At 63.0% G+C, this 3,214-nt stretch carries 3 protein-coding genes; all 3 read right to left on the bottom strand.

Annotation, left to right across the window (positions count from 1 at the left end; genetic code table 11):
- The coding region (locus D8U82_RS28230; protein WP_206663341.1) for a hypothetical protein at positions 1 to 247 on the bottom strand (247 nt) is incomplete at its 3' end.
- Positions 248 to 599: 352 nt separating this feature from the next.
- Positions 600 to 1,772 carry a cystathionine gamma-synthase gene (locus D8U82_RS27845; RefSeq protein ID WP_122611558.1) on the bottom strand — a complete coding sequence of 391 codons (1,173 nt, stop codon included), beginning with the start codon at positions 1,770 to 1,772 and terminating at the stop codon, positions 600 to 602.
- The gene (locus tag D8U82_RS27840) at positions 1,769 to 3,145 is read right to left on the bottom strand and encodes a pyridoxal-phosphate dependent enzyme (protein WP_130903367.1); all 1,377 of its coding nucleotides are present in this window, start codon (positions 3,143 to 3,145) and stop codon (positions 1,769 to 1,771) included. The genes D8U82_RS27845 and D8U82_RS27840 overlap by 4 nt, the downstream gene beginning before the upstream one ends.
- Between the last annotated feature and the right edge of the window lie 69 nt (positions 3,146 to 3,214).

Here is a 3,214-nt window from a genome sequence, read left to right as displayed (position 1 = left end):
CGATCAGCACCATCGGCAGCCACAGCGCCGGCACCGACACGATCAGCACCATCGGCAGCCACCGCGCCGGCACCGACACGATCGGCGCCATCGGCAGCCACCGCGCCCGCGCCGACACGATCAGCGCCATCGGCAGCCACTGCGCCCGCGCCGACACGATCAGCACCATCGGCAGCCACCGCGCCGGCGCCGACACGATCAGCGCCATCGGCAGCCACCGCTCCGGCGCCAACATGATCAGCCCCATCCGAAGCCAACGCCTGCGGTTGCGCTGCCCACACACTCGGCACTGCGACGCTGGCCGCTACCGCAAGAAGCACGCCTGACAACAACTTGTATTTCATGGTTTTCTCCACGACCCAGCAGCCAGAAAGCGATGAGATGTCGTCCGTTGCGTATGCCCGGCGAAGTGACTCATTGGCTTGGGTTTTACCTGGTTGGCGAAAGGCACGGGCACACCGAGCGGCGTGCGGGTGTCGAGATAATCCTGATCGAGCCGATTGAGTATAGGATCGGCCTCGGGAACTGCCACGGCGGGGAGATCGACGGACAAAAAAAGACGAAGCCCGCATTGCGCGGGCTTCTTCGTGCGGAGCTGTTTACATTCTTGCCAGTGCCTGAGCCAGATCGGCGCGCAGGTCTTCAATGTCTTCGACCCCCACCGACAACCGCACCAGCCCATCGCCAATCCCCAGCTTCGCACGGGTTTCCGGCGGAATGGTCGCGTGGGTCATGATCGCCGGATGTTCGATCAGGCTCTCCACGCCACCCAGACTTTCCGCCAGTGCAAAGATCTGCACGTTCTCGAGAAAGCGCCGCGCACCGGCCAGGTCGCTGTTCAGATCAACAGAAATCATCCCGCCAAAACCACGCATCTGCCGCTTGGCCAGTTCGTGCTGCGGGTGCGACTCAAGGCCCGGATAGTAGACGCGTTTGACCTGCGGTTGCTTTTCGAGCCACTGCGCCAGGTCCAGGGCGTTGCTGCAATGGCGCTCCATACGCAGCGCCAAAGTCTTCACCCCGCGCAGAGTGAGGAATGCATCGAACGGCCCGGAAATTGCGCCGACGGCGTTCTGCAGGAAACCGAGTTTTTCCGCCAGTTCGGCGTTCTGCCCGACCACGGCAATGCCGCCGATCACGTCGGAGTGGCCGTTGAGGTATTTGGTGGTTGAGTGCAGGACGATGTCGAAACCCAACTCCAGCGGACGCTGAATGTATGGGCTGGCGAAGGTGTTGTCGGCCACGCAGATGATCCCGCGCGCGCGGCAAATGCGCGCGATTGCGGCCAGGTCCGACAGGCTCAGCAGCGGGTTGGTCGGGGTTTCGACCATGACCATGCGCGTGTCGTCCTGCAGCGAGGCTTCGAACGCCGACAGATCGGTCAGGTCGACGAAGCTGAAACGGTGCCCGGCACTGCGCTGACGGACCTTGTCGAACAGGCGGAACGTGCCGCCGTACAAGTCATTGCCGGAAACGATGTGCGAGCCGGCGTCGAGCAGTTCCAGCACCGTGGAAATCGCCGCCAGCCCTGAGGCGAAGGCAAAGGCGCGGGTGCCGCCTTCCAGATCCGCGACGCAGCGCTCCAGAGCAAAACGCGTCGGGTTGTGCGAGCGGCCGTAGTCGAACCCCTTGTGCACGCCGGGACTGTCTTGCAGGTAGGTGGAGTTGGCGTAGATCGGCGGCATCAGCGCGCCGGTGGTCGGGTCCGGCTCTTGCCCGGCGTGGATCACCCGGGTCGCGAAGCCTTGGGATTTATCGTCGTGCTGACTCATGCAAGGGATCTCCGTAATTGGTTGAGCATGTCGGTGCGGGTAATCAGGCCATGGAAGCCGGAGGCGTCGGCGATGATCGCGACGAGGCCACGGCTGAGCACCGATTCCAGCTCGGCCAGGCTCGCAGCCGGGGCGAGGGTTTGCAGTTTGTCGGTCATCACACTCGACACCGACTGGCTGAAACGTGCGGCATCTTCGTGGACGCCGAGGAGGATGTCGGACTCGTCGATCACGCCCACCAGTTGTTTGCCTTCGACCAGCACCGGCAGTTGCGAAACATCGGCCAGACGCATGCGTTGGAACGCTGTGAGCAGGGTGTCGCCCGGGCCGACGCTGATCACCCGGCCGTCTTCGAAACGCCGTGCAATCAAATCGCGCAGATCGCCGTAGCCCTTGCGTTGCAACAGGCCCTGATCGGTCATCCACTGGTCGTTGTAGACCTTCGACAGGTAGCGGGTGCCGGTGTCGCAGACAAAACTGACCACGCGTTTCGGCTCGGTCTGTTCGCGGCAATAACGCAGCGCGGCAGCGAACAGGGTGCCGGTCGATGAACCACCGAGAATGCCCTCGGCCTTGAGCAGTTGGCGCGCGTGATCGAAGCTTTCCGCGTCGCTGATCGAGTAGGCGTGGCGCACGCTGGAAAGGTCGGTGATCGACGGAATGAAGTCTTCGCCGATGCCCTCGACCGCCCACGAACCGGGCGTCGGCAAGGTGCCGTCGCGGCTGTATTGCGCCATTACCGAGCCGACCGGATCGGCGAGGATCATTTCCAGATCCGGCTGCACGCGCTTGAAAAAACGACTCAACCCGGTCAGCGTGCCGGCCGAACCGACGCCGACGACGATGGCGTCCAGATCATGTTCGGTCTGCGCCCAGATTTCCGGTGCGGTGCTGCATTCATGGGCCAGCGGGTTGGCGGGATTGTTGAATTGGTCGGCGAAAAACGCGCCGGGAATGTCCTTGGCCAAACGCGCGGCGACGTCCTGGTAATACTCGGGATGGCCCTTGCCGACATCGGAGCGGGTGATGTGCACTTCGGCGCCCATGGCCTTCAAGTGCAGGACTTTCTCGGTGGACATCTTGTCCGGCACCACCAGCACCACACGATAGCCTTTCGCTCGGCCGACCAGCGCCAGACCCAGACCGGTATTGCCGGCAGTGGCCTCGACAATCGTCCCGCCCGGTTGCAGGCGGCCGTCACGTTCCGCAGCGTCGATCATCGCCAGACCGATACGGTCCTTGATCGAGCCGCCGGGGTTCTGCGATTCAAGTTTGAGAAACAGCGTGCACGGTCCGGTATCGAAGCGGGTGACCTGCACCAGCGGAGTATTGCCTATCAGCCCAAGCACGGCAGGGCGTGATTCCTTCGACATTTCTTCACCTCTTTATGGTGTTGATCGCGTTCCAATCGCGGGGAAAAGACTCGCGTGCAACTTAGGCGC

Source organism: Pseudomonas sp. Sample_23 (assembly GCF_004307595.1).
Lineage (GTDB): Bacteria > Pseudomonadota > Gammaproteobacteria > Pseudomonadales > Pseudomonadaceae > Aquipseudomonas > Aquipseudomonas atacamensis.
The sequence above is the reverse complement of the archived record's forward strand: the minus strand, read 5'-3'. Positions and strand labels throughout refer to the sequence as shown.